This window comes from Raineyella antarctica (assembly GCF_900092135.1).
GTDB classification, from domain to species: domain Bacteria; phylum Actinomycetota; class Actinomycetes; order Propionibacteriales; family Propionibacteriaceae; genus Raineyella; species Raineyella antarctica.
Window position 1 is genome coordinate 333,271 of the sequence record NZ_FMYF01000003.1, and the last position, 25,327, is coordinate 358,597.

Sequence of the window (25,327 nt, forward strand, 5' to 3'; positions counted from 1 at the left end):
GGACTGCTCGTTGCACGAAGCTGTCGGAGTCGTACGTACGATCCGCCGAACCTACGCCCCGTCGCACGTACGATCCTGGGCCTCGGGGCTCTCGCACCCTCGGCTACGCCGGCCGCAGCTGGCTGCGGAGTTCCTCGAAGTCCATGTGGGTCCAATGCTCCACCAGCTTGCCGTCCTTCACCCGAAAAATGTCGATGAACTCCCATTCCACCCGGTTGCCGCTCGGCGGCAGACCCCACAACTCGCCGCGGTGGGTGCCGCGCAGGGTCTTGCGGGTGGCGACCAGGTCCCGCTCCGCGATCTGCTCGTCGATCTGCATGGTGGCGTCCGGGAACGCCTCGAGCAGCATCCCGTAGAACCGCTGGAAGTGCTCCACCGGCCCCTCACCGGGGGAAGCCGGACGGCCCTCGGGGGCGTAGTGGTTGATGAAGTCAGGATGGAAGATCTCCTCCGCGAAGGCGAGGTCGTGCCCGTTCTGGCAGACCTCCACGAAGGTCCGCACCACCCGCTTGTTCTCCTCGGTGGACATCGCCGTCACCTCCGAAATCCTCGTCAGCATCCCTGACATCCTTGCCACTCCAAGGGTGCGGCGCCAGTCCTGAGCGGGGGCGGTGTCCTTGATCTATGCGCTCATCCTCCATCTACCACTCGTCGCGACCTCCAACTCGTCGCGCCCCTGACATCACCGAGGCAGCCGTACGGCGCGCAAGCACGGCACTCACCCTCTGGTCCGGACCCCGTCTGGACAGCGGCCACCCCCACCGGAGCCACAACGGACGTGGGAGCCACAACCGAGGGTGAGATCGACGCGATCGGCGAGGATCGGACGCACTTGCGTGCCCCCTTGACATTGAACCGGTTCAGGAGCATTCTTCTCTTAGTTGAATCGATTCAAGGGCACAGGACAAGGAAGTCAGATGACCCCTCCCACACTTGAGCTCGAGCAGATGCTCAGCTCCACCCCCGCCGGCTCCCGGTACCGCGACTGCTTCCTGCTCCGCGTGCGCCCCGAACGCCTGGCCGAGTACGTCGACGTTCACCAGGCCGTCTGGCCGGAGATGCTCGCAGCACTCTCCGCAGCCGGCTGGCGCAACTACTCGCTGTTCCTGCAGCCCGGCACCGGCATGGTGGTCGGCTACTTCGAGTCCGATGACGTCGAAGCAGCGCGCAGAGTGATGGCAGACACCGAGGTCAACACCCGCTGGCAGGCCGAGATGGCCCCGTACTTCCAGCTTCCCGACGGAGGCACCGACGAGCGCCTGCGCCAGTACTTCTACCTGCAGTGAACCGGCAATCCCTTTCTCAAAGGTGAGGAAACCATGAAGATCCCCGCGAAGCACATTACCGGCTGGAAGGCGACGATCGCCGTCTCCATGTCCAACTACATCGAGGCCGGCTCGATCATCGCGATCGCCACGTCCATGGGCTTCTGGCAGAAGTCCTTCATGCTGTCCAACGGCCAGGTGGGCATGCTCGCAGCCTTCAGCGCGAACGCCTTCGGTGCCGCGATCGGCGCCATCATCGGCGGCCCGCTGTGTGACAAGTACGGCCGCAAGTTCATCTACACCTACGACCTGATCATCTACATGATCGGTGCGCTGCTGGCGACGTTCTCGCTCAACTTCCCGATGCTGATGACAGCCTTCCTGCTGACCGGTCTCGCGGTCGGTGCGGGCGTCCCTGCCGGATGGACGTACATCGCCGAACAGGCACCTGCCGGCGAGCGCGCCAAGCATGTAGGGACTGCCCAGCTCGCCTGGTCGATCGGCCCGCTGATCGGCTTCGCCCTGGCGGCGGCGCTCGTGCCGCTCGGCCTGATCGGCAGCCGGCTGATCTTCGCGCACCTGTTCGTCATCGCCTTCGTCACGTGGTGGATCCGCCAGGGCCTGGATGAGTCGGCCATCTGGAAGGAATCCAAGGAGGCCCCGCAGAAGATCTCGACGCTACGCAGCATGCGGACCCTCTTCACCCGCAAGGCCAACCTCACCGCCCTGCTCTTCCTCTTCCTCGTCTACGGCCTCTGGAACCTGGTCGCCGGCCAGGCCGGGATCTTCATGCCGCGGATCTACGCCAGTGCCGGCATCTCGTCCGTGGTCCAGCAGGACCTCCTGCAGATCCTGGTCTGGGGCGTCACGGTGGCGGTCACTTACTTCGGCTTCATGAAGTACGCCGACCGCTTGCCACGGCGCTGGCTCTACATCGGCGGCGCCGCCCTCGGCATCATCGCCTGGCTGATCCTCGTGTTCGCCCACGGCACCCTACCCATGCTGATCGCCTTCGCGATCCTGTGGGGCGCATCCTCCGGCTTGGGGGCCCAGGCTTTCTACGCGGTGTGGACTTCCGAGCTCTTCGCCACCCAGTACCGCGCCGGCGCGCAGGGCGTCCTGTTCTTCGCCGTCCGATTCATCACCGGCCTGCTGAGCTACGCGTTCCCGACCATCCTGGCCACCCGCGGGGTCCCCTTCGTCGGCAAGTTGCTCATCGTCTTCCTCAGCGCTGCCCTGCTGATCGGTGGGATCTGGGCGCCGCGGACCCAGGGCAAGACCCTCAGCGAGATCGAGCTCGACCGCTACGGCATCGACCTGGACGGCGAGGGACCCGACGCCCCGAGCCTTGCCCCCTCCACCACCTACTGAGCCCCCAGCTCTCCCCCACACACCGAGCACCTGCTCGACCCAGCCATACCGAGCATCTGCTCGACACCCGAAAGGTCTCATCCGATGTCCACCCCCACCCTCTCCTCCCTCACCCATGAGGCCCGCCGCCTCCTCGAGCACCAGAACATCGAGCTCCCCTCCTGGGCGTTCGGCAACTCCGGCACCCGCTTCAAGGTCTTCACCACCCCCGGCACCCCCCGCAACGCGTACGAGAAGCTGGAGGACGCCGCCCAGGTCCACAAGTTCACCGGCGCCGCCGGCAAGGTCTCCCTGCACATCCCCTGGGACGAGGTCGAGGACTACTCCGACCTCCGCCGCCACGCTGAGAACCTCGGCATCGAGATCGGCGCGATCAACTCCAACGTCTTCCAGGACGACGACTACAAGTTCGGCTCGCTCTGCAACCCCGACCCGAAGATCCGGACCAAGGCCGTCGACACGCACAAGCGCTGCATCGACGTGATGTCCGCGACCGGGTCGACCGACCTGAAGATCTGGCTCGCCGACGGCACGAACTACCCCGGCCAGGACTCCATCCGCGAGCGCCAGGACCGCCTCGCCGAGTCGCTGCGAAGGATCTACGACGCGCTCGGCCCCGACCAGCGGCTGATTCTGGAGTACAAGTTCTTCGAGCCGGCGACGTACCACACCGACGTCCCGGACTGGGGCACCAGCCTGCTGCACTGCCTCGACCTCGGCGAGAAGGCCTCCGTCGTCCTCGACACCGGCCACCACGCGCCCGGCACCAACATCGAGTTCATCGTCGCCCAGTTGCTGCGCGTCGGCCGGCTCGGCGCCTTCGACTTCAACTCCCGCTTCTACGCCGACGACGACCTGATCGTGGGAGCGGCCGATCCGTTCCAGCTCTTCCGGATCATGAACGAGATCGTCGCCGGCGGTGCCCTCGACCCGGAGTCCGGGGTGGCCTTCGTCCTCGACCAGTGCCACAACCTCGAGGCCAAGATCCCCGGCGAGATCCGCTCGATCACCAACGTCCAGGAGGCCACCGCCAAGGCCCTGCTGATCGACCGCCTGGCGCTCGCCGAGGCCCAGCGCAGCTGCGACGTGCTGTCTGCCAACGCGATCCTGATGGACGCCTACAACACCGACGTACGCCCCCTGCTCGCCGAACTGCGCGAGAGCAAGGGCTTGGCGGCCGACCCGATGGCCGCCTTCCTGGCCTCCGGCCACCTCGAGCAGATCGTCGCCGAGCGGGTCGGCGGCCAGCAGGCCAGCTGGGCCGCCTGACCATCCACGACCAGGGTGCGGGGTCTGCGCCATCGGACCGGGCCCCGCATCCCTACCCACCGCACGAACATCCCCCGCACGAACATCCCCAGCACGAAGGAGTGTGAGATGACCACCGTCGCCGCCGTCGACCTGGGCGCCACCAGCGGGCGCGTCCTCGCCGGGACCCTGGCGAACGACACCCTGCACGTCGAAGAGGTCAACCGGTTCCCCAACGGGGCCATCAGCACCCGCAACCGCCGCGGAGCTGACCTGCAGTGGGACGTGCTGGCCCTGTGGCAGCACGTCCAGGACGGACTGCGGGCCGCCGGACGAAGCGGCCCGGTCGAGGCCGTCGGCATCGACACCTGGGGTGTCGACTACGGACTGCTCGACCCGGAGGGTCGGTTGCTCGCCAACCCGGCCAGCTACCGCTCGGAACGTACGAACGGCCTCCCCGAACGCTTCTTCCGCCACCTCCCGGCCGCCGACCTGTACGCGATCAACGGCCTGCAGGTGCAGCAGTTCAACACGATCTTCCAGCTCCTCGCCGACCGCGACGCGTTCCTTCACCACCCGGCCGCCGCCTCGCTGGCCGACCGGCTGCTGCTGGTCCCCGACCTGCTCGGCTACTGGCTGACCGGCCGCGAGGTCGCCGAGATCACCAACGCCTCCACCACCGGGCTGCTGGACGTCGGGACGCGGCGCTGGTCCACGACCCTGCTGGACCTGGTCCGTGACCGTTGCGGGCTGGACCTGGCCGGGCTGCTGCCGGAACTGGTGGAGCCGGGCACCGTCCTGGGTACGATCGAGGTCCCCCAGCTGGAGCTGTGCACCTCCGCCGGCGCCCCGACCCCGCTGGTCAGCGTCGGAAGCCACGACACCGCCTCCGCGGTGCTGGCGACTCCGGCCGTCGACGAGCACTTCGCCTTCATCTCCTGCGGCACCTGGTCCCTGGTCGGCGTCGAACTCGACGCCCCGGTCCGCACGCCCGAGAGCCTGGCCGCGAACTTCACCAACGAACTGGGGGTCGACGGGACCGTCCGCTACCTCAAGAACGTGATGGGGCTGTGGGTGATGACCGAGTGCCTCAACCACTGGCGGTACGAGGGCCTGCCCGACCTCGGCTGGGACCAGCTGCTGGCTGAGGCCGCCGCCGCACCGGCCCTGCGAAGTCTGGTCGACATGAACGATCCCCGGCTACTCGCCCCGGGCGACATGCCGCGCCGCCTCGCTCACCTGTGCCGGGAGGCCGGCGAACCGGAGCCCCGTACGCGGGGTGAGTTCCTGCGCTGCATCATCGACTCCCTGGCGCTCGCCTACCGGCGCGCCGTGGAGGATGCGTGCCGGCTCTCAGGGCACGAGGTCCGGACCGTACACATGGTCGGCGGCGGCAGCCAGAACGCGCTGCTCTGCCAGCTCACCGCCGACGCGACCGGGCTGCCGGTCGACGCGGGCCCCGTGGAGGGCACCGGGATCGGCAACCTGATGGTCCAGCTCCGCGCCATCGGCGCCGCCCCCCAGGACCTCCCCGGACTGCGCCGGATCATCCGCGCCTCCTTCCCGACCACTCGCTACCTGCCCTGCAGCGGCCCGTCCTGGGACGCCGCCGAGGCACGGGTGCCCCGCCCATGACCACAGCCGAATCCCCCAAGACCGACCTCACCACCACCCCACACGAACAGGACCCCGACATGACCACCATCACCCTGACCAAGCCCGCCACCGTGGAGGAGATCCTCACCAGCATGGGAGCGGCCGGGCTGCGGATCGACCACCTGGGCGCCTGCGAGGCCGGCGCCGGCAACATCTCGGTCTGCACCGACGCCACCCTCGACCTCACCGCCCACTTCCCGCACACCGAGGAGATCGACCTCCCGTGGGTGGTGCCGAGCCTGGGCGGACGTACGGTCTTCGTCACCGGCTCCGGCTGCCGGCTACGTGACGTCGCGGCCGCGCCCACCGCGAACGTCGCCGCCGTCAGCATCCACGAGGGCGGCCGCACCGGCACCCTGCACTTCGCCGACGACCGCGCGTACGCCCGGCCCACCTCGGAGTTCAACAGCCACCTCGCCGTCCACGAGGACCAGGTCGTCCGGCGCGGTGTCACCTACCAGGCAGTGGTCCACGCCCAGCCGCCGTACCTGGTCAGCCTGTCCCACGTACGCGACATCCGGACCACCCGCGACTTCAACCGCGCCATCCTGCGCTGGGAGCCCGAGACCATCGTGCAGCTGCCCGACGGCATCGGCGTCCTGGACTTCATGGTCCCCGGCAGCCAGGAGCTGATGGAGAACAACGTCGCCGGACTGCGCGAGCACCAGATCGTGCTCTGGTCCAAGCACGGCATCATGGTCCGCTCCGACGACTCGCCGCTCGCCGCGATCGACAAGGTCGAGTACGCCGAGGCCGGTGCGATGTACGAGTACCGCAACCTCGCTGCCGGCGGGGTCGGCGAGGGCCTCAGCGACGAGGAACTGCACCGCGTCGTGGTCGCCTTCGAGGTCCCCACCACGCTGTTCTGAAAACCGCTGCCCTGGGCTGCCTGCTCCGAACCACGCTGCCCTGGCGAACCAGCAGCGGCGGCGGGTCCCCTGACGTCGTACGGGCTAAGCTCGAACAAGCCCGATACGTGCGTCCGGGGGCCCGCGACGCCTGTCCAGAGAGTCCAGAGCGGAGGTCACGCGTGAGCGCTCGCCCCACCATCCGGGACGTCGCCCGTGCCGCCGGCGTCTCCGTGGGCACCGTGTCGAACGCCCTCAACCGCCCGGACGTCGTCTCCGCCGACACGCTCGGCCGGATCGAGCAGGCCATCGAGGACCTGGGCTTCGTCCGCAATGCCAGTGCGAGCCAGTTGCGAACCGGATCCTCCCCCACCGTCGGCGTGGTCGTCACCGAGATCTCGAACCCCTTCTTCGTCGAGGCCTCCACCGCCATGGAGCGGCGCATCCGCGACGAGAAGTGCCTGATGATGCTCGCCAGCAGCCACGGCAACGCGGCCACCGAGGCCCGGCTGCTGCGGCACTTCCAGGAGCAGAACGTCCGAGGGGTGCTCCTCACCCCCTCCGACGACGACCTGTCGGCGGCCGAGACGCTGGTCGCCGCCGGGATCCCGGTGGTGCTGTTCGACGTCCACGGCACCTCGGAGAAGGTGTCCTCGGTCGCCGCCGATGACGTCAGTGGCGCGGATGCGGCCGTGGGCCATCTCCTCGACCTCGGCCACCGGCGGATCGCCTTCCTCGACGGCCCGATCGAGGTCCACCAGGCGCGCGACCGCCTGGCCGGGGCACGACTGGCGTACGAACGACGTGGCCTGTCGCCTGAGGAAGCGGGCCTGCGGGTGGTGCACCTCCCACAGTTCGACGCCGAGGCGGGTGCCGCCGGTACGGCGCGCCTGCTGCGCTCCGAGGACGAGCCCTGCACGGCGATCTTCTGCGCCAACGACCTGATGGCCCTCGGCGTCTACCGGGTGCTGCGCCAGCACGACATCAGCGTGCCCGAGCAGATGTCGGTCGTCGGCTACGACGACATCACCCTCGCCGCCCAGTTGAGCGTGCCGCTGACCACCGTGCGCCAGCCGATGGTGCGGATCGGCTTCACCGCGGCCGACCTGCTGTTCCGCCACGAGGAGCGCGCCGCGCACCTGCTGTTCAAGCCGGAGTTGATCATCCGGGACAGCACCGCGGCCCCGGTCGCCGGGCGCACCCCGAAGGACCGCTGAACGTCGGTCGTACGCGCTGGAGCGGGATCGCCCTCCTCCCAAACGTCAGGACCCCGGGCTAGGCTCGGCCCATGAGTCACGGCGCGCTTGTCCTTGTCACCAATCCCGGTGAGTCAGCTATCGCCACCTACGGTCTCGAGGGCGCGACCCTGGAGCCCCTCGCCGTCACCGGGGGGCTTCCCGGTACCGGCACGTTCGCCATCGACGAGCAGCGCGACCTCGTGTATGCCGGGGTGAAGGGCGAGCCAGCAGGCATCCAGACGCTGGCGCTCGATCGGGCCTCCGGCGTGCTCACGCCGCTGAGCCGGCTCGACGTGGAGTCGTCCATGACCTACCTCGCCCTGGCGGCGCGCGGACGCCTGCTGCTGGGTGCCTCGTACGGAGGCGGCTTCGGCGCGGTCTGGCCGGTCGACGAGACGGGGCGCCTCGGCGACCCGGTCGCGCGGATCGCGTTCCCCAACCTGCACTGCGTCGTGGCGACCGACCGGCACGCGTACTTCGTGTCCCTTGGCGCCGACCTGATCGCGCAGTACGCCCTGGCGGACGACGGCACGCTGACCCCGCTCGACCCACCGACCGTCGCCGCGCCGGCCGGCTCGGGGCCACGCCACCTCGTGCTCTCACCGGACGGCAGCAACGCCTACCTGCTCACCGAGTTCTCCGGCGAGGCGATCCACTTCACCCGCGATGTGGCATCGGGCGTCCTCACCCGTGCGGAGTCGGTCCCCGGCTACGACACCACCCGCGGACTCGGCCACAGCGTCTTCGGCGCCGATCCCCTCGAGCACCACTACATCTGGGGCGCCGACCTGCACCTCACGCCGGACGGCCGTCGGCTGGTGTGCTCCGAGCGGACGGAATCAACCCTCACCACCCTCGACGTGGCCGGAGACGGCACACTCCTCGACCAACTGGCCGTCAACGAGACCGAGCGCCAGCCGCGGGGCTTCGCCCTCTCCGCCGATGGAGGGCTCGTCATCGCCGTAGGTGAGAGGTCCACCCGCATCGCCCTGTCGCGCCTCGAGGAGGACGGGTCGCTCACACCACTGACCTCGTCATCGACGGGCACAGGCGCGAACTGGGTGCGGGTGATCCCGCGGGATTGATCCCCTGACGCGGGACCCCAGCCCGCGTCGAGGTGCACCACGACTACTTCCGGCCCGAGGTCCCGCCCGGCTCTCCCCGGAGTTCTCGTACGACACCAGCTGCCGCATGGGGCACGGCTGCCACACGGTGGACCAAGTGATCTCCTACTTCGGGAACGCCGATCGCATCCACTTCGCCGTACGGCAACTGCTGTGGACCTCAAGCACTTCTACCTTCCCGGGATCCTGCTCACCGCCTGACGTGGCCTCGTCGTGCGCGTCACCGGCACCCGGCTGGCGCTGTCAGTCCCCCGACGTACAGTCGACACCATGGTCAGGCGGCTGTATCCGGCGTGGGTAGCGGAGCTGGGCGACGCGACGCTGGTGAAACGGTTCGGCGCGGCGACGGTGGATCGCGCCCGCGGCTACGCCCGCCAGGACCGGATCGAGGAGTGGCAGCTCGATCCCCAGGGGATCGATATCGCTGCGACGGTGCTGGGCAGCGGGGGCCGGTACTACCGATGCTGGGTCGGGGTGGTGGACCCCGACCGCCCGGACGTGATCGTGGCCCAGTGCTCCTGCCCCGTCGGGATCGACTGCAAGCACGCGGTCGCCACCCTGCTGCACGTACGCGACCAGCTCGCCCTGCAGAGCCGACCGGCCTGGCAGCAGGTGTTCGACGCCGTCGTCGAGCAGGGCCGCCAGCGCGCCGACGGACCCCGGACGCCACTCGCCCTGGAGGTGATCTGGAAGGCCCCAACCCTTGCCGTCCGGCCGCTGAAGCGCGGCGCGTCCGGCCGATGGGTGAAGACCGGGGCGGCCTGGGCCGACCTCCGCAACTCCTTCTCCCGGACGTTCGACGAGGACCAGCGCCGGGCCCTGCTGACGCTGGAGGACGTCGCCACCGGCGGCTGGAACTCGTACGTCCACGCCCAGCAGCGGCTGATCATGAACGAGCTCCCACCGGACGCGTGGCGCCACCTGCGCTACGCCCGCGAGGCCGGCGTGGCGTTCGTGTCCGGTGACGGAGGGCCCGTCCGGCTCCTGGACCGACCGGCGGTCCTCTCCCTCGACGTCCATGCGGCCAAAGGTGGCGGTGTGGTGGCCGAGGCCGTGGTCCGGGCCGGCGAATCGGTCCTCCCCTCCCCCGTACCCGTCGGTGTGCCGGCGCACGGCGTGGTGGCCGAGACCCCCGAGGGCCTCCTGATCGGGCCGTTCGAGGCGCCCCTGACCGAGGCCCAGCGCCGCCTCCTGGTCCAGCATCGGCAGCTGAAGGTCCCGGCCAGGGACATGGCCGGCTTCACCGCCACCACGTACGTGGCACTGCAGTCCGTGATGACGGTCCGGCCGGACGAGGACCTCGACCTGCCCACCCTGTCCGGGCCGACCCTGCTGCTGACCGTACGGCCCGAGGAGGCGACCCGCCTCGTGCTGACCTGGGGCTGGCGCTACAGCCACGGCTCGCGCACGGTCGAGGCGGGCCTCGCACCCTCCCCCGATGACCCGCCGCGGGACCGGACCGCCGAGGCCGACCTGGTCGCCACCCTGCCCCGGGGGCCATGGTCGCCGCCGGTGCACCCGGCCGACCCGTCCACCGGCGATGAAGGGACCATCGTGCTGACGGGGCGGGACGCGATCGGGTTCGCCAGCGAGGTGCTGCCGCTGCTGCAGGCCCGGGACGATGTCGAGGTGGTGGTCGAGGGCACCCTGCTCGACTACCGGCAGGCCGACGACGAGCCGGACATCCGGATGCGCGTGACCGACCCGGAGGGCCCGACCGACTGGTTCGACCTGGCCGTCGAGGTCCGGGTCGACGGGCAGCAGGTGCCCTTCCACGACCTGTTCCGGGCCCTCAACCTCGGCGAGGACCACCTCGTCCTGGCCGACGGGGTGTGGTTCCGGCTCGACCGGCCGGAGTTCGACCGGCTGCGGGCGCTGATCGACGAGGCCCGGATGCTGCAGGAGCCCGGCCGTCGCCGCGAGGGCCTGGCCCTGCGTCCCGAACACGCCGGCCTCTGGGAGGATCTGGTCGCCCTCGGCGTGGTCCAGGAGCAGTCCGCCGCCTGGGCCGAGGCCACCCGGGCCCTGCTCGACATGACCTCGTTGCCGGCCGCGCCGGTCCCGGACGGTCTGGACGCGACCCTGCGGAGCTACCAGGAGACCGGCTTCCGCTGGCTCGCCTTCCTGTGGCGGGCCCGGCTCGGCGGCATCCTGGCCGACGACATGGGCCTGGGCAAGACCGTCCAGGCGCTGGCGGCGATCCAGTCCATCCGCGAGGCGGGCGACCTGGACGCCCCGGCGCTGGTGGTCGCACCGACCAGCGTCCTGGGGACCTGGGCCGCCGAGGCCGCCCGGTTCGCGCCCGGCCTGCGCGTACGGGTCCTGGGGGAGACGATCAAGCGCCGCTGCACCACCGTCGCCGCCGAGGCGGCCGACGCCGACCTGGTCATCACCTCGTACGCGGTCGTGCGGCTGGACCGGGACAGCTTCACCGAGGTCGGGTGGTCCGCCGTCCTGCTGGATGAGGCGCACACCGTCAAGAACCCCCGCTCCCACACGTACGCCGCCATCCGCGCACTGCGGGCCCGGGCCAAGTTCGCGCTGACCGGCACCCCGCTGGAGAACAACCTGATGGACCTGTGGGCGCTGCTGTCGATCGTCGCGCCCGGCCTGTTCGCGGACCCGAAGGTGTTCACCGAGCTCTATCGCCGGCCGATCGAGGCGGGTGACGGCGAGACCCTGGCGCGGCTGCAGCGCCGGATCCGCCCGGTGATGCTGCGACGGACGAAGGAGAAGGTCGCCGCCGAGCTCCCGGCCAAGCAGGAACAGGTCATCCACGTCGACCTGACCCCGGCACATCGGCGGATCTACGACCGCCAGCTCGCCCGCGAGCGGCAGAAGGTGCTGCAACTGGTCGAGGACGTCGACAAGAACCGCTTCATGATCCTGCGCTCGCTCACGATCCTGCGCCAGCTCGCCCTCGCTCCCGCCCTGGTCGACCCGGACCACAAGGACACCGCGTCCAGCAAGATCGACGTGCTGGTCGAGATGCTGACCGAACTGGCCTCCGAGGGCCACCGCGCCCTGGTGTTCAGCCAGTTCACGACGTTCCTCGGCATGGTCCGGGACCGGCTCGCGGCCGAACAGATCGGCACCTCCTACCTGGACGGCAGCACCCGCGACCGGGCCGGGGTGATCGACTCGTTCCGGACCGGCGACGACCCGGTGTTCCTGATCAGCCTGAAGGCCGGTGGCTTCGGGCTGACGCTCACCGAGGCGGACTACGTCTTCATCCTGGACCCCTGGTGGAACCCTGCAGCCGAGATCCAGGCCGTGGACCGTACGCACCGGATCGGGCAGGACAAGCCCGTGAACGTCTACCGGCTCGTCGCCGACAACACCATCGAGGACAAGGTCGTCGCCCTCCAGGACGGCAAGCGCGACCTGTTCGACCGGGTCGTCGACGGTCAGGGCGACTTCGCCGCACCCCTCACCGGGGAGGACATCCGGGGGCTGCTGGACCTCGCGTAGCGCGAGCTCCGTGTCGACCTCACGCGTGGCAGACTCCGCGCATGGCACAAGGGGGATTCCGGTCAGCCCTGGTCGACCACCGACGCTGGTGGATCTACGTCCTGGCCGGATCCTTGTTCGGCGTCGTCGATTTCTACTTCCAGCACATCCAGTGGCCGACGGCCTTCCTGCAGATCGCCCTCATCTTCGGAATCTGGCTCGTGCCGCTTGCTCCGGTCGCGCTCCACGAGGCGAGACTGTCGCGTGCGCTGGGGCGGCCGGCCCTGGCCGGCGTCCTGACGTGGAGCGCGGCCATAGTCGCGTACTACGTCTATCTGTTCCTGCAACTCGTGTTGATCATGCATCCGACGAGACCGGAGATGCACATCAGCAGCCTGGGGAAGGACCCGTACTTCCTCGACAACGTCGCCAGCGTCCTGGTCCGCGACGTCCTTCTCTACGGAATAGTCCCGTGGATCGGGGTGGCGATCATCGGTGGTGGGATTCTTGGCCGCCTGGTCGCCGTCTCGTATCACCGAACGCGACGGAGGGTCAGGCTCCAGTCCTGACGCTCCTCCCCTGCACCTCCATTTCTTGATCCTGTACCGCAGACAGTTCAGGATCAAGAAGTCGAGCCGCGCGCCCGGGGCCAACTGACACAACGGCGGCGGCCCCCGCGGATCGCGAAGGGCCGCCGCCCGGACTACCCGCGGCTCAGTAGCCGCCGCGCAGCCCGTACATCAGGCCGCCGCCCAGCGTGAACATGAGGATCACCATGATGGCCAGCAGCACCAGCCCGATGATCAGGTAGATCGCCGAGACCCGGGCCAGGAAGCCGATCGCCCGGTCGGTCCGCTCACTGAAGATCAGGCGGTTCGGTACCAGGCCCGGCTCGGCGTACGACATCGCCATGGGCTGGGGGTCGTAGTACGGGGTGCCGGCGACTGGCGGGGTCTGCCCGGTCGGGGTCTGCTCGGGCGGGGTCTGCCCGGTCGGGGTCTGCCCGGGCGGGGTCTGCTCGGGCGGGGTCTGCTCGCGGGGCGTCTCGGTCATGCTGGTTCCCTTCACGGTTCGGTGGTCGTCAAGGGAACGAGGCGTACGAACACCGTGCACGCCGATCCCCCAGCGGCCAACCTAGCCAGTCGCCGGGCCAGTTCGGGGACCGCAGGCCCTGCCGGTCGGCCCGCTCAGACCGGCGCCACCTGCAACGGCACCGTGCTCTCGCCCTCGCTGAACGTGATCCGCAGCACCAGCCCGGTCACCGCGGTGATGATCGCCGCGATCGCGGTCAGGATGCCGGGCAACGTGGTCCACCAACTGGCCTGCTTCTCGTCGCCGCCCATGTCGATCCCCCGGTGACACGTACGTGGCGCGTCCTCGCGATGCGTCACCTGACAACAGGGTGCACCACGCCGACCGAGGAGGAAAGGTCGTGGCCCGGCCCCACCCCTCAGCTGATCAGGATCTGGGTGGAGGACTCCTTGATCATCGAGTTGGCCCAGCGCGACTGCCGCAGCGTCTCCGGGTGACAGCGCTCGGTGACCGCGAGCAGGTCCTGGTGCCTGATCCCCTGGGCGGCCTGCCCGATCATCTCCCAGTCCGCCGACACGCCGGTCGCCTGCATCAGGATGTGCCGCAGGTCCCGCAGCAACAACAGGCCGGCCGACGCGTCCCGCCCCAGCATCTGCCCGCCCTTCTCCCGGATCTTCTCCATCAGCGTGAGCTCGGAGGCGACATCCGGGTCCAGGTGCTCGCCGTAGTTCCCTGCGATCCGGGCGATCTCGACCACGTGCTTGCGGGACCAGGCAGCCAGGTCGTTGGCCACGTAGAAGATCTCGTGGTCGGCCTTGTGCCGCTCGCCTGCCTGCATCAGGTCGTGCGTCAGGTCGGTCTCCGACCGGTGCAGTTCGCGCAGTGCCAGCCCGATCTTCATCGCTCCTCCTCCGTGCCACGTACGCCAGCCAGGTCGCCTTCGCCGGTCGGACCACGCGTGTCGGCCAGGTCCCCAGGTACGTCCTCGTCCACCTGTGCGCTCGGCAACCCCCGGGTCCGTACGCCGATGTCGCCGACCGGGGCCGACGCGGTCGTCGTGGGTGCCGGCGAGGGCCGGACGGAGCCGTCGATCCGCTGTACCCGGGCGGCCGCGGTCTTGAAGATCGGCTGCTTGGAGGCGGGGTCCCAGTCGGTCAGGGTCAGCTCGTTGGCCGCCCGCCCGGGCCCGCCGGGCTCCGGCTCGTGGCCGCCGCCGGTGTCCCAGTACCCGTAGTGGAAGGGCAGGAACACCACCCCGCGCCGGATCTCGGTGATCCGCGCCTGGCCCCGGACCGACCCCCGCGGGGTGGTGACCTCCACCAGGTCGCCCTCGCTGATCCCGAGCCAGTCCGCGTCGTGCACCGAGACCTCGACCCAGACCTCGGGCGCGGCGGCCTCCAGCTCCGGGGCCCGCCCGGTCTTCGTGCGGGTGTGGAACTGGTAGAGCGTACGGCCGGTGATCAGCTGCAGCGGGTACTGGTGGCTGGGCATCTCGTGCGGAGGCAGGTAGCCGGCGGCCTTCAGCACCGCCTTGCCGTCGGGGTTCATCGCCTTGTACTCGGTCGCCTCCACCGGCGCGCCGGTGACCAGGTCACGGCCGTAGCTCTCGCAGTAGTCGGGCCTGCTCCAGAAGGCCCCGTCGACGTAGATCCGCTCACTGCCCTCGGGATTCTCCTCGTTGCAGGGCCACTGGATCCCGGTGCCCTGGCGCAGCTTGTCGTACGTGAGGCCGGTGTAGTCGCAGGGCCGTCCCCGGGTGCACTCCTTCCACGCCTCGAACGCGGACTCCGGGTCGTGCCACTTCACCAGCGGCTGGCCGTCCTTGTCGCGCAGGTCGGGCCGGGCCTCCCCCGGCGGCTCGACCGCCTTCTCCGACAGGTGCACGGTCCGGTCGACGTTGGTGAACGTGCCGGTCTTCTCCCCCCAGGTCGCGGCGGGCAGCACCACGTCGGCCAGCTGGGCGGTCTCGGACAGGAAGATGTCCTGCACCACCAGGAACAGCCGGTCCTGCGAGAGGAGCGAGCGGATCCGTGCCAGCTCGGGCAGCGAGACCGCCGGGTTGGTGCCGCTGACCCACAGCAGCCGGATCGAGCCCTCCTCCACGTACCGGATGATCTTCATCGCGTGGGTCGGCGGGGAGTAGTGCGGGATCCGGGAGGGCTCGATGTTCCAGACCCGGGCCAGGTCGGCGATGTGCTCCTTGTTGGACCAGTTGCGGAACGCCGGCAGGTCGCCGTCGCCGCCGCACTCGCGGGTGTTCTGCGCGGTCGGCTGGCCGTTCATCTGCAGGATCCCGCAGCCGGGCCTGCCGAGCATGCCCCGGATGATGTGGATGTTGTTCACCTGCACCGCGGCCGCCGTGGCCTGGTGGGACTGGTAGAAGCCCTGCAGCACCGTGGACAGCAGCCGCTGCGCCCCGCCGATCACCCGGGCGGCCTCGCGGATCTGCTCGGCCGGCACGTCACAGATCTCGGCGGCGACCTCCGGCGGGTAGTCCTGCACCCGCTTCGCCAGCTCGTCGAACCCGACCGAGTGGGCGTCGATGTACTCGTGGTCGACCTGGTCGTTGGCGATGATCTCGTGCAACAACGCGTTCATCAGCGCCACGTTGGTGCCCGGACGGGGCGCCAGGTGGACGGTCGCGTGCCGGGCGACCTGGGTCGGCCGCGGGTCGACGCAGACCACTTGGGGCGGGTTCGGCCCGGCCAGCCGGTCCAGCATCCGCATCCAGAGCACCGACTGGGTCTCGGCCACGTTGTGCCCGTACAGGGCGATCACGTCGGCATGGTCGATGTCGGTGTACGAGCCGGGCTGGCCGTCGGAGCCGAAGGACTCCTTCAGGGCCTCGGCCGCGGTGGCGGTGCAGAGCCGGGTGTTGCCGTCGACGTGGTTGGTGCCCAGCCCGCCGTGCGCGACCAGCCCGAGCGTGTAGTACTCCTCGGCGAACAGCTGGCCCGAGGTGTAGAAGCCGATCGCGCTGGCGCCCTGCTCGTCCAGCAGTTCCCGCGTGCGCGCCACGATCCGGTCCATGGCGGTGTCCCAGTCGGTCTCGACCAGTTCGTCGCCCTCGCGGACCAGCGGCCGGGTCAGCCGGTCGGCCGAGGCGTTGGCCTGCCAGCCGTAGAGGTCCTTGACCCCCAGCCTGCCGTGGTTGACCCGGTCGGTGGCGCGGCCGCGTACGCCGACGATCCGCTCGTCCTTGACGGCGATGTCCAGGGCGTCACCGTTGGAGTGCAGGATCGACGCCGTCTGCACCCACCTGTCCACGTCCTCGGCCGCGACGCCCTGGGCCAGGTGGGTGTCCACCCGCACCGGCCAGGGCTGTCCAGCGGCGTACGGGGTCCTGGTCCCCCAGGGCTCGGCGATCCGGTCCTTGCTCGTCATCGAGTGCCTCCGGCCAACGCTCAGCGGGTCCTGTCCGGACCCGACCGAAGTCGACTTTACGGAGGCCGCAAGGGCACGGCAAGGGTGTGGTGGGCCGGAAATCGGACCCCCCGTCGCGGGCCTCAGGTCCGGACCGCCACCCCACAGCGAGCCTCAGCTCGCGGCGTGCCGGGCCCGGGCGCCCGTCCTGCGCAGGGTGGTCCTGCGCGTGCTCCTCCGCGTGGTGGACATCTGGACCAGCGCCATCACGATGACCACGAGCCCGACCGCCCAGGCCGTCAGGGCCAGCGCATTGGCCCCGGCGAAGCCGAAGATCCACGGGGTGGCCAGGATGACGACCCCGGCGAGCACCACCAGTTCCTCGGCGAACCGCGACACCTTCTCCCACAGGTCCGACCAGGCGGCGAGGAGAACGAGGGCCAGGCCGAACGGAACGATCCAGATCGACCGATCCGAGGGGCTCCACAACGGGGTCAGGGCCAGGGCGAAGCCGGCCACGATGGTGATCCAATCCTCCCAGTGGCGGCGGGCGATCCTCCCGGCCACGGGGTGCCGTACGAGCGGCTGACGAGTACTCATGACAACCCTCTTACTGCTGATCCGGGGCCGTCGGAGACGTCGCGACGCGCCCCGATCCGCCCTTCAAGGATACCGCCGGACACCTCCCGCCACCGGTCGTACGCCGGCAGGACATCCCCCGTACGACCCGTCCGTGCCACGGCCCGCAACGCCCGGCGTGATACCCCTGGGGGTATGGGCTACGATGGAGGCCGGAACTTTCCCCTGGAAGGATGAACATGGCGACAATGCAGCTGACCGCAGAGAACTTCAACGAGACGGTGCTCGCCGACGGCATCACGTTCGTCGACTTCTGGGCCGCCTGGTGCGGTCCGTGCCGAGCCTTCGCCCCGACCTTCGAGAAGGCGTCGGTGGCGCACCCCGACATCCGCTTCGGCAAGGTGGACACCGAGGCCGAGATGGAACTGGCTGGCGCCGCGCAGATCACCTCGATCCCCACGCTGATGGCGTTCCGGGACGGGATCCTGGTCTTCCGTGAGGCCGGCGCCCTGCCCGCCAAGGCGTTCGACGAGCTGATCGCCGCGGTCGAGGCCCTCGACATGGACGACATCCGGGCCCAGATCGCAGCCGAAGAGACCGCAGCGGCCCAGCAGGCATGAGCGCGGCCGCAACGAAGGTCGCGACCGACCCGCGCCCCCTCACCGGCCGGGCCTGGGCGGTCGTGGTCACGCTGCTGCTCGGCGTGCTGACCCTGGCCGGATGCGCGGGCGGCAACAGCGTCACCACCGCCACCCCGACGCAGTGGATCAGCGCCAGCTCCAAGCCCGGCGTGGTCGTGGTCGACGTACGCACCCCGCAGGAGTACGCCGCGGGCCACGTCAAGGACGCGATCAACGTCGACGTGGAGTCCCCCGACTTCGCGACCCGGATCGCCGGCCTGGACAAGGCCACCAGCTACGCCGTCTACTGCCAGAGCGGGCGCCGCTCCGCCCTGGCCACCAAGGCCATGCAGGATGCGGGATTCACCAGCATCACCAACCTCAAGGGCGGCATCGGCGACCTGGCTGCGGCCGGCGCCCCGATCGTGTCCTAGCAGGCCCCGCACCGATCCCACCGGCCAGGACCAACGGTCCAGGTCCAACAAGCTCGACCACACAGGCTGCGTGCACCCCTCGAGGGCGCACGCAGCCTGTTCTCGTACGCCCCGAGGTCACGAACCGGCGACTCCACCTCCTCCCTGAGTCCCCACCCGTCGACCTCTGGACGCTCGTCCAATCCCGTGAGTATGATCTGGATCACCCCCCGCCTCGAGCACAACCGCGGTTCTGACCTGTCCCCGGGTCCAGGCTCGCACCCACGATGCAGTTCGTCGTCCTCCGGCGACCCTCGGGCCGCCTGTTACCCACGCGCGGTACTTCCTGAGGCAGGACCTGGTCCATGACCGATATCGCCACGGGCTTCGTGCAGGCCATCGAAGCCTTCCTGACCACCCAACTGGGCAAGCAGGCCAGCACGACCTGGCACGACACCGGCCCCTTCCTCGGAGCGGTCGTCACCTTCGATGCGCCGGAGCGCAAGACCACCTTCGACAAGCTGAAGGCCGACGTCGAGGCGATGAAGCCGGAGGTCAAGGCGATCGCCGACAAGATCAAGGAACAGACCACCCTGATCGGCAAGCTGGTGGGCGATGCGACCGCCGACGTCAAGGCGGACGACTTCAACTTCGACGTCGCGGCCCGGGTCGCGGTCCGGCTCGGGATGGTGCTGTCCGCAGCGGACGAGGCGTACAACATCATCGCCACCGAGCTGGCCAAGGACACCAACGGCGTGGTGGACGAGGCGGTGCGGACCAAACTCATGGGCCTGTGGTCCCCCTGGGCGCAGCCCTTCAAGGACATGGGCGCCGGTGGCGCCAACCTGCTCAACAAGTTCGGCAAGCTGTTCGGCATCGACGACCTGGTCGGGGAACTCGGGAAGGTCCTCACCCTCGAGCACCCCGACGCGGGCAAGCCCGGCGCGTGGCTGCTCACCGCCACCTTCACCAAGTCGGGCACCGTCACGCTCGGCGCGTTGACCCTGGACCAGCTCTCCTTCCAGGCCTTCCTCCAGTTCAGCGACCGCGAGATCGCCAACCCCACCGACGAGGAGAAGAAGACCCTCGTCCACCGCGGCGACAAGTGGTACCTGGGCGACGTGGCGATCCTCGGCCTGCGGATCCGTACGATCATGCAGCCGGGCCTGACCAGCACGCCGATGCTGAAGCAGATCATGCCGGGATCCCCCGACCCGAAGTCGCAGACCATCACGGCGGTCTCCCTCGACACCGGCCAGGGCTTCTACATCGGCGACGGGCGGGCCAACGAGCGGGCCGTGCTGCCGGTGCGGTTCTCGTTCCCGGGCGTTGAGCTGCGCGAGATGGCCTTCGGTCTCGTACGCAACCCGGCCCGCGAGGTCACCGCCTTCGAACTGACCACCTCGATCGCGGCCAACATCGGGGACGTCGTCGGCCTGCAGGTCGTCGGCGCCGGCTTCGTGGTGACCCCCGACGGCGTCGTCGAGCAGCAGGCGATGTTCAACCTGCCCGTCTCCCTGCGCTGGCCCGACGCCGTCGGCCTGCGGATCAAGGCCGGACCGGTCACCGGTGGCGGCTTCATCCAGCGCGTCGAACGTACGTACCAGGTCAACGGCCAGCCGGTGAAGCGGATCGAGTTCGGCGGCGTCATCCAGCTCAAGATCATCAAGCTGGGCCTCGACGCGATCGTCATCTTCTCCCCCGACCCGTTCTCCCTGGTGCTGGTGATCGGCATCCACTTCCCGGTGGCGATCGACGTCGGCTTCGGCTTCACCCTGAACGGCATCGGCGGCATCCTGGCGATCAACCGGACCGTCGACATCGCCGCCCTCCAGGCCGGCCTGAAGGAACACATCATCGACCGGATGCTGTTCCCCGACGACCCGATCAAGGAGGCGCCGACCCTGCTGGACAAGGTCGCGCACGTCTTCCCGATCCGGGACGGCGGCTTCGTCATCGGCCCGATCGCGGAGCTCGGCTGGGGCTCGCAGGCGAAGTTCGTCACCCTCAAGCTCGGCATCGTGCTCGCGCTGCCCGATCCCTCGGTCGTGATCCTCGGGTCGCTGCGGATCCGGGTGGCCGAGGAGAAGGCGCCGATCACCGACATCAAGGCGGACCTGTTCATCGCGATCACGTCGGACTACCTGCTGATGTTCGCCAGCATGCGCGACTCCCAGATCGCCGGCTTCTCGATCAGCGGTGACCTCGGCCTCTACATCCAGTGGGGCGGGGGTGGGGCGTTCGAGCTGTCCGTGGGCGGCTTCCACCCCGAGTACGAGAAGCTGACCGGCGGCAAGCCCAGGCTCGGCGCGATGGAGCGGGTGACGATCGACCTCTCCCCCGGCCAGCACGACAAGAACGGCAAGGGCACCGGCCCGGTCACCTTCGTCGTCAAGGCCTACTTCGCGGTCACCGCGGGCGCAGTGATGCTCGGCGTCGAGGGGCGGTTCGCCGCCGACTTCGGCATCGCGGGCGCCAAGGCCTGGGTCGTGCTCGACATGATCTTCATCTGGTCGCCGCGGTTCGCCTTCAAGGTGTCGATCGAGGTCGGGGCCGAGGTCGACCTGTTCGGCCACACCTTCGCCTCGATCACCCTGCGCGGGGCGCTCAGCGGCACCCAGCCGTGGTCCCTGTCCGGCCACATCAAGGTCGACGTCTGGTTCCTGCCGACCTTCGACAAGGACCTGGGCCCGATCACCTGGGGCGACGACCCGCCGGCCCTCGACTCGAAGAAGGACGCGCTGCAGATCGCCCTGACGGCGCTCGAGCCGCCCGACGCCTGGCGGGTGACACTGCCCGAGCACGCCGCCCAGCTGGTCACCCTGGCCGCGGTGGACGTCGGGAAGGACAGGATCGCCCACCCCCTCGCCGGCATCGAGATGGTGCAGAGCCAGGTACCGCTGAACGTGAAGATCTCCCACATCGGCTCCTCCCCGGTCGCGGCGGACATGGTGATGCTCGGCACGCCGAGCTCCACCGCCGTCGTCGCGGCCATCAGCGAACTGCGGACCGCCTTCGCCCCCGGCCAGTACTTCGACCTCGACGGGGAGCAGTTGCTGGCGCGCTCCGGCTTCGAGGACCTGGTGGGGGGCTGCCGGATCGCCGCGGCGACGACCCCCAAGGTGGGAGCCGACCAGAGGGGCGAGGTGCGCTACCACACCTACATCCGTCGGCACGACGACCCGAAGGCCCTCGACCTGCAGGACGAGATGCGCTTCGCGGCCGTGGCCACCCACCACGCCGCCGCCACCAACGTCGGGCGGGCCACGATGCGCACCACCAACCCGTACGACACCGGCGTCCGGCCACCCGAGCCACGCGCCACGATCGCCGAGAAGGGCACCTCGCAGGTCAGTGACGCGCTGACCGGCACGACGCTGCTCGGTGCGATGAGCCAGAGCGAGGCCGCTGCCGTCGTCGGCGCCGTCAACGCGGCAGGCCTGTCCGCCACGACCCGTACCACCCTGAAGGGATGAACCGATGGCCAGCATCGAGGACGCGGCAGCGCAGGTCCACCGGCCGCTCGAGACGACCGCCACCGCCAGCAGGGTGGTGAAGGACGCCTTCCGGCTGGCGATCGCCCCGGAGGACGAGTACGTCGAGAGCGAGGTCGTGCTGGAGTCGATGGACTTCGCGACGTACGCGGTCGGCGGGCTGGCTGCCGTCGCCGAGCCCCCGGCGGCCGGGCAGGTGCGCTCGACCAGCCACATCGAGGTCCCGCTCACCGACAGCGCCGGGGGCTCCGGCTCCGCGGGGATGACCGCCGTGCTGTACGGGCCCGGCGACGTCCGCGGCATCGAGGAGGCCCAGATCGTCCGGCGCTACCCTGCGCCCGGCGCGCTGACCGCCGAGGAGACGGTGCTGGCCCACATCGAGTTCGACCGGCCCGAGCTGCCCTGGGCCTTCAGCGCCGCCCCGCCCGGCCCCACGCTGCGCCCCTGGCTCACCCTGGTCGTCGTCGAGAGCTCCTCCGTCAGCTGGGAGCCGACCACCGGGGCCGGACTGCGGGTGATGAGCGTGCCGCTGGCCCAGCTGCCGCCACTGGGCCAGGTCCAGCTGTGGGCGCACGCCCAGACCTCCGTCGGCACCGGCGCGGCGGTCGACCTGTCGATCCGGCTGTCGCCCGCGTACGCCCCGGTCAACCTGTCCCGCCTGGTCTCCCCCCGCGTGCTGCGGCAGGACACCGACTACATCGCCGCCGTCGTCCCCACCACCGAGGTCGGGGTTAGGGCGGGCCTCGGGCTGACCGGCGGCCTGCTCAAGGACGCCTGGACCACCACCTCCGATGACCCGGTGCGCCTGCCCGTCTACGACAGCTGGGAGTTCCGGACCGGCCCGGACGGGGACTTCCAGAGCCTGGCGCTGCGCCTGGACGGCATCGTGGCGCCCTACCCGGTCGGGCGCCGGTTCATCGACGCGTCCGAGCCCGGCGCCCCGCTGCGAGCCCTCGCGGCCGACGAACCCGGCGGGAAGCAGGTTGTACGCTGCGCGCTCTACTCCCCGAACCCGCCGGATCCCGACCAGCCCGCCGGCCTCGACGACGCCGCGTGGCCGTCGGCGATGGTCGACGAGCTGCACCACCAACTCGACCTGCCGGCCACCATCGAGGGCGCCGAGGAGTCGCACGACGGCATCCCGGACCTGCCGATCCTTGGCCCACGGCTCTACGCGAAGATGCACCGGGGCAGCACGATGGTCACCGGCAGCGACTGGTTCGCCGGACTCAACCTCTCCCCGGTCCACCGGATCGTGGCGGGCCTCGGCACCCGCGTGGTCCAACGCGACCAGGAACAACTCATGCAGGCTGCCTGGGCCCAGCTCGGCGAGGTCGACAAGGCCAACCGGGCCATCCACCTCGCCCAGTTCGCGGAGGTGCTCGCCACCCGTCTGCACAGCCGGCTCTCCGACCTCGAGCCCGGCCGACTGCTCCAGCTCACCGCCCCGATGGCTGAACGCCTCACGGTCTCCGCTGACCGCACGCTCGCAGCTGACATCGCCGAGAGCGCCACACCGGTGACGGCCGTGTCGGGCGCCTTCCGCCGGGCGACCCGACCGGACAGCCCGGCGCTGCGCCGGACCAGCACTGCCGTCCGCGCGAGGGCCGGGCTGCTGGTCGGCGGTGCGGACGCTATGCGGGACTTCACCCGTACGTACGCCGACCCCCAGGGCATCACCGCGCTGTCGAAGGACGTCATCGCCGGCCTGGACCAGGGCGCCGTGGCGAAGGCACTCACCATCGACGCGGGCGGGGTCACCGACCTGCTCCAGCGCTCGAGCGCGACTGTCGACGTCGGGGTCGCTGGCTTCCTCACCCGTCCCGACCGGTGGTCCGCCCCCGATGCGACGTACGATCCGGGCCGCCAGGTCGCCGGCCAGTGGGCCGACCAGCTGCTGCAGAAGGCCGCGGACCCGGCGGTGCAGCGCGTACGTGACCAACGGGTCGGGCCGCTGGTCGCCGAGTTGTCGCGGTCGGAACCCGTCACCGCGGCGCCGGACCTCTCCAAGGCGCTCACCTCGGCGGCCGTCACGCTCAACAACGAACTGCTGTCGACCGTCCACCTCCCCGACGTGCACCCGGTCGAGCCGCAGCCCGGACCCGGCGGCCACGTCGGACCTGGCGGCCATGTCGGCCCAGGCGGCGGGATCGGCCACGGCGGAATCGGTGGCATCGGCGGCATCGGCGGAGTGGCCGGAGGCATCGGCGGAGTGGCCGGAGGCATCGGCCATGGAGGGATCGGCGCAGTCGGCGGAATCGCCCACGGCATCGGCGGCGTGGCCGGCGGGATCGGGGGTGTGGCCGGTGGCGGGATCGGACGCGCCGGCATCGACCGGATCCCTCCCGGTCTGGCCGGGCGCGTCGCCGGTCCGGTGGGACCGGCCGTCAACGATCCCGTGGCGCGTGGTCTGGCCGGCCGCCGCTTCGCCGCCCCGGCGGACGCCGCGGTCGAGGGTGTGGCCGCGCAGCCCTTGCGGGCCGGACGGGTCCCGGTGGGCGAACTCGCCCTGAACCTCAGCCTGCCGGACGTCTCGACGCTCCAGCGGATCACCCCGGCGCTGGACGCGGCCCAGCGCGATGCCGGGATCAAGGCCTTCGCGGACCTGCCCCACGTGTCCGTCACCCCGGTGCTCGACCGGGTCGACAAACTGCCCGTGGACACCCTGCGCGAGCACCTGGCCTCGCTGGTCGACCAGGCCTCGGTCCTGTCCCTGCCGATCACTCCCCGACGCCCCACCCTGACCGTCGACACCGTAGGCCTGAAGGCCACGATCGACCCGAGCCACACCGTACGCAGCGCCCTAGCGGGACGACTCACGCTCGCCCCCGACCTGCTGGACCGGTGGCGCGGTCGGGCGACCCTCGCCCCGATCATGGCCGCCCCGCACTTCGACCGCCCGATGTACGAGGCGCTCCGCGACCTGGGCGACGACTGGCTCGTCCCCGGCCTGGGGCTGGTGGGGCGGGACGACTTCGTCACGGTGCTGGAGGCGAATGCGACGTTCATGGAGGCGTTCTTCGTCGGCCTGTCCGACGAGATGGGCCGGGAACTGCTGTGGCGCGGCTACCCGACCGACCAGCGCGGCACCTACTTCCGCCGGTTCTGGGTGCGGGACCGGGACGAGCTCACCAGCCCGATCCACCTGTTCTCGCACCAGGACCTGGGCCGGCACGTGGGCGTGGGCGGCTCCGCACCGGGGGCATCACCGCGGGCGGTCATCGTGGTGAAGAGCGAACTCGTCCGCCGCTTCCCCGACCTGATCATCGAAGCGGTCCAGGACCAGGGCCCCGCCGGCGACACCGACCCGACCTTCGAGACCGATGCCTCCCCACAGATCACCGCGGCCCAACTCTTCGCGGTCCACCCCTCCGACGACGTCGCCCTGGTGGGCATCGACCTTCCCATCGACGAGTTGCGCGACCCGGCGCGCCGCTGGTGGATCGTGATCGCCGAGCATCCGAGCGCCACCCGCTTCGACCGGCCCGAGGACAACCAACTCTCCCCCGACACCCGGTTCCTGTCGGTGGCGGTGACGGACGCCGCCGCCTTCGCGCACGACCGCCTGCACGCCCCCACCAGGGTCGCCTTCCCGGCCACCGACCTCATCGTCACGAAAGGCTGAC

General features: G+C 70.2%; 19 protein-coding genes. 13 read left to right on the forward strand and 6 right to left on the reverse strand.

Features of this window, described 5'->3' with window-relative positions; genetic code table 11:
• Positions 1 to 103 precede the first annotated feature (103 nt).
• On the reverse strand, positions 104 to 559 hold the full coding sequence (locus GA0111570_RS06395) for an ester cyclase (RefSeq protein WP_175557355.1): 456 nt from the start codon (positions 557 to 559) through the stop codon (positions 104 to 106).
• 358 nt (positions 560 to 917) lie between these two features.
• On the opposite strand from GA0111570_RS06395, the gene GA0111570_RS06400 reads away from it, so the two are divergent.
• From GA0111570_RS06400 to GA0111570_RS06445, 9 genes are all read left to right on the forward strand, one after another.
• The gene (locus GA0111570_RS06400; protein ID WP_092608012.1) at positions 918 to 1,286 is read left to right on the forward strand and encodes an L-rhamnose mutarotase; all 369 of its coding nucleotides are present in this window, start codon (positions 918 to 920) and stop codon (positions 1,284 to 1,286) included.
• Positions 1,287 to 1,319: 33 nt separating this feature from the next.
• Positions 1,320 to 2,636, forward strand: coding sequence for an MFS transporter (locus tag GA0111570_RS06405; protein WP_092608015.1), 1,317 nt, complete (start codon positions 1,320 to 1,322; stop codon positions 2,634 to 2,636).
• 84 nt (positions 2,637 to 2,720) lie between these two features.
• On the forward strand, positions 2,721 to 3,905 hold the full coding sequence (rhaI, locus tag GA0111570_RS06410) for an L-rhamnose isomerase (protein ID WP_092608017.1): 1,185 nt from the start codon (positions 2,721 to 2,723) through the stop codon (positions 3,903 to 3,905).
• 108 nt (positions 3,906 to 4,013) lie between these two features.
• Positions 4,014 to 5,519 (forward strand): rhamnulokinase, encoded by a 1,506-nt coding sequence (locus tag GA0111570_RS06415; RefSeq protein ID WP_092608020.1) that lies wholly within the window; start codon positions 4,014 to 4,016, stop codon positions 5,517 to 5,519.
• Positions 5,516 to 6,409, forward strand: coding sequence for a class II aldolase/adducin family protein (locus tag GA0111570_RS06420; RefSeq protein ID WP_245703040.1), 894 nt, complete (start codon positions 5,516 to 5,518; stop codon positions 6,407 to 6,409). The genes GA0111570_RS06415 and GA0111570_RS06420 overlap by 4 nt, the downstream gene beginning before the upstream one ends.
• Before the next feature lie 161 nt (positions 6,410 to 6,570).
• On the forward strand, positions 6,571 to 7,605 hold the full coding sequence (locus GA0111570_RS06425) for a LacI family DNA-binding transcriptional regulator (protein ID WP_092608023.1): 1,035 nt from the start codon (positions 6,571 to 6,573) through the stop codon (positions 7,603 to 7,605).
• Between the two features lie 71 nt (positions 7,606 to 7,676).
• Positions 7,677 to 8,711, forward strand: coding sequence for a lactonase family protein (locus GA0111570_RS06430; protein WP_092608026.1), 1,035 nt, complete (start codon positions 7,677 to 7,679; stop codon positions 8,709 to 8,711).
• 309 nt (positions 8,712 to 9,020) lie between these two features.
• Positions 9,021 to 12,221, forward strand: coding sequence for a DEAD/DEAH box helicase (locus GA0111570_RS06440; protein WP_092608029.1), 3,201 nt, complete (start codon positions 9,021 to 9,023; stop codon positions 12,219 to 12,221).
• Between the two features lie 41 nt (positions 12,222 to 12,262).
• Complete coding sequence (locus GA0111570_RS06445) at positions 12,263 to 12,769, forward strand: hypothetical protein (protein ID WP_092608032.1); 507 nt, start codon at positions 12,263 to 12,265, stop codon at positions 12,767 to 12,769.
• Between the two features lie 145 nt (positions 12,770 to 12,914).
• On the opposite strand, the gene GA0111570_RS06450 is transcribed toward GA0111570_RS06445, so the two are convergent.
• From GA0111570_RS06450 to GA0111570_RS06465, 5 genes are all read right to left on the reverse strand, one after another.
• Complete coding sequence (locus tag GA0111570_RS06450) at positions 12,915 to 13,253, reverse strand: hypothetical protein (protein ID WP_092608035.1); 339 nt, start codon at positions 13,251 to 13,253, stop codon at positions 12,915 to 12,917.
• A gap of 134 nt (positions 13,254 to 13,387) precedes the next feature.
• Complete coding sequence (locus GA0111570_RS17300) at positions 13,388 to 13,591, reverse strand: hypothetical protein (protein ID WP_139283163.1); 204 nt, start codon at positions 13,589 to 13,591, stop codon at positions 13,388 to 13,390.
• Between the two features lie 59 nt (positions 13,592 to 13,650).
• Positions 13,651 to 14,133 carry a hypothetical protein gene (locus GA0111570_RS06455; RefSeq protein ID WP_092608038.1) on the reverse strand — a complete coding sequence of 161 codons (483 nt, stop codon included), beginning with the start codon at positions 14,131 to 14,133 and terminating at the stop codon, positions 13,651 to 13,653.
• Entirely contained in the window at positions 14,130 to 16,616 is a 2,487-nt protein-coding gene (locus tag GA0111570_RS06460; RefSeq protein WP_092608041.1) for a molybdopterin oxidoreductase family protein, read from the reverse strand. Before GA0111570_RS06460 ends, GA0111570_RS06455 begins: the two co-directional genes overlap by 4 nt.
• 153 nt (positions 16,617 to 16,769) lie before the next feature.
• Positions 16,770 to 17,195 carry an SPW repeat domain-containing protein gene (locus tag GA0111570_RS06465; RefSeq protein ID WP_139283164.1) on the reverse strand — a complete coding sequence of 142 codons (426 nt, stop codon included), beginning with the start codon at positions 17,193 to 17,195 and terminating at the stop codon, positions 16,770 to 16,772.
• Positions 17,196 to 17,413: 218 nt separating this feature from the next.
• Between GA0111570_RS06465 and GA0111570_RS06470 the strand changes: the two genes are divergently transcribed.
• The 4 genes from GA0111570_RS06470 to GA0111570_RS06485 all read left to right on the forward strand — a co-directional run bounded on the left by GA0111570_RS06470 (position 17,414) and on the right by GA0111570_RS06485 (position 25,326).
• The gene (locus tag GA0111570_RS06470; protein WP_092608047.1) at positions 17,414 to 17,794 is read left to right on the forward strand and encodes a thioredoxin family protein; all 381 of its coding nucleotides are present in this window, start codon (positions 17,414 to 17,416) and stop codon (positions 17,792 to 17,794) included.
• Entirely contained in the window at positions 17,791 to 18,228 is a 438-nt protein-coding gene (locus tag GA0111570_RS06475) for a rhodanese-like domain-containing protein (RefSeq protein WP_092608050.1), read from the forward strand. Before GA0111570_RS06470 ends, GA0111570_RS06475 begins: the two co-directional genes overlap by 4 nt.
• A gap of 344 nt (positions 18,229 to 18,572) precedes the next feature.
• A complete protein-coding gene (locus GA0111570_RS06480) occupies positions 18,573 to 21,683 on the forward strand; it encodes a DUF6603 domain-containing protein (RefSeq protein ID WP_092608055.1) in 3,111 nt (1,036 codons plus the stop codon).
• Between the two features lie 4 nt (positions 21,684 to 21,687).
• The gene (locus GA0111570_RS06485) at positions 21,688 to 25,326 is read left to right on the forward strand and encodes a hypothetical protein (RefSeq protein ID WP_092608058.1); all 3,639 of its coding nucleotides are present in this window, start codon (positions 21,688 to 21,690) and stop codon (positions 25,324 to 25,326) included.
• The last annotated feature ends 1 nt before the right edge of the window (position 25,327 follow it).

Coding starts and splice junctions, on each gene's coding strand:
- GA0111570_RS06395 (WP_175557355.1), bottom strand. CDS start 559: ATGCTGACGAGGATTTCGGAGGTGACGGCGATGTCCACCGAGGAGAAC.
- GA0111570_RS06400 (WP_092608012.1), top strand. CDS start 918: ATGACCCCTCCCACACTTGAGCTCGAGCAGATGCTCAGCTCCACCCCC.
- GA0111570_RS06405 (WP_092608015.1), top strand. CDS start 1,320: ATGAAGATCCCCGCGAAGCACATTACCGGCTGGAAGGCGACGATCGCC.
- rhaI (WP_092608017.1), top strand. CDS start 2,721: ATGTCCACCCCCACCCTCTCCTCCCTCACCCATGAGGCCCGCCGCCTC.
- GA0111570_RS06415 (WP_092608020.1), top strand. CDS start 4,014: ATGACCACCGTCGCCGCCGTCGACCTGGGCGCCACCAGCGGGCGCGTC.
- GA0111570_RS06420 (WP_245703040.1), top strand. CDS start 5,516: ATGACCACAGCCGAATCCCCCAAGACCGACCTCACCACCACCCCACAC.
- GA0111570_RS06430 (WP_092608026.1), top strand. CDS start 7,677: ATGAGTCACGGCGCGCTTGTCCTTGTCACCAATCCCGGTGAGTCAGCT.
- GA0111570_RS06440 (WP_092608029.1), top strand. CDS start 9,021: ATGGTCAGGCGGCTGTATCCGGCGTGGGTAGCGGAGCTGGGCGACGCG.
- GA0111570_RS06445 (WP_092608032.1), top strand. CDS start 12,263: ATGGCACAAGGGGGATTCCGGTCAGCCCTGGTCGACCACCGACGCTGG.
- GA0111570_RS06450 (WP_092608035.1), bottom strand. CDS start 13,253: ATGACCGAGACGCCCCGCGAGCAGACCCCGCCCGAGCAGACCCCGCCC.
- GA0111570_RS06455 (WP_092608038.1), bottom strand. CDS start 14,133: ATGAAGATCGGGCTGGCACTGCGCGAACTGCACCGGTCGGAGACCGAC.
- GA0111570_RS06460 (WP_092608041.1), bottom strand. CDS start 16,616: ATGACGAGCAAGGACCGGATCGCCGAGCCCTGGGGGACCAGGACCCCG.
- GA0111570_RS06465 (WP_139283164.1), bottom strand. CDS start 17,195: ATGAGTACTCGTCAGCCGCTCGTACGGCACCCCGTGGCCGGGAGGATC.
- GA0111570_RS06470 (WP_092608047.1), top strand. CDS start 17,414: ATGGCGACAATGCAGCTGACCGCAGAGAACTTCAACGAGACGGTGCTC.
- GA0111570_RS06475 (WP_092608050.1), top strand. CDS start 17,791: ATGAGCGCGGCCGCAACGAAGGTCGCGACCGACCCGCGCCCCCTCACC.
- GA0111570_RS06480 (WP_092608055.1), top strand. CDS start 18,573: ATGACCGATATCGCCACGGGCTTCGTGCAGGCCATCGAAGCCTTCCTG.
- GA0111570_RS06485 (WP_092608058.1), top strand. CDS start 21,688: ATGGCCAGCATCGAGGACGCGGCAGCGCAGGTCCACCGGCCGCTCGAG.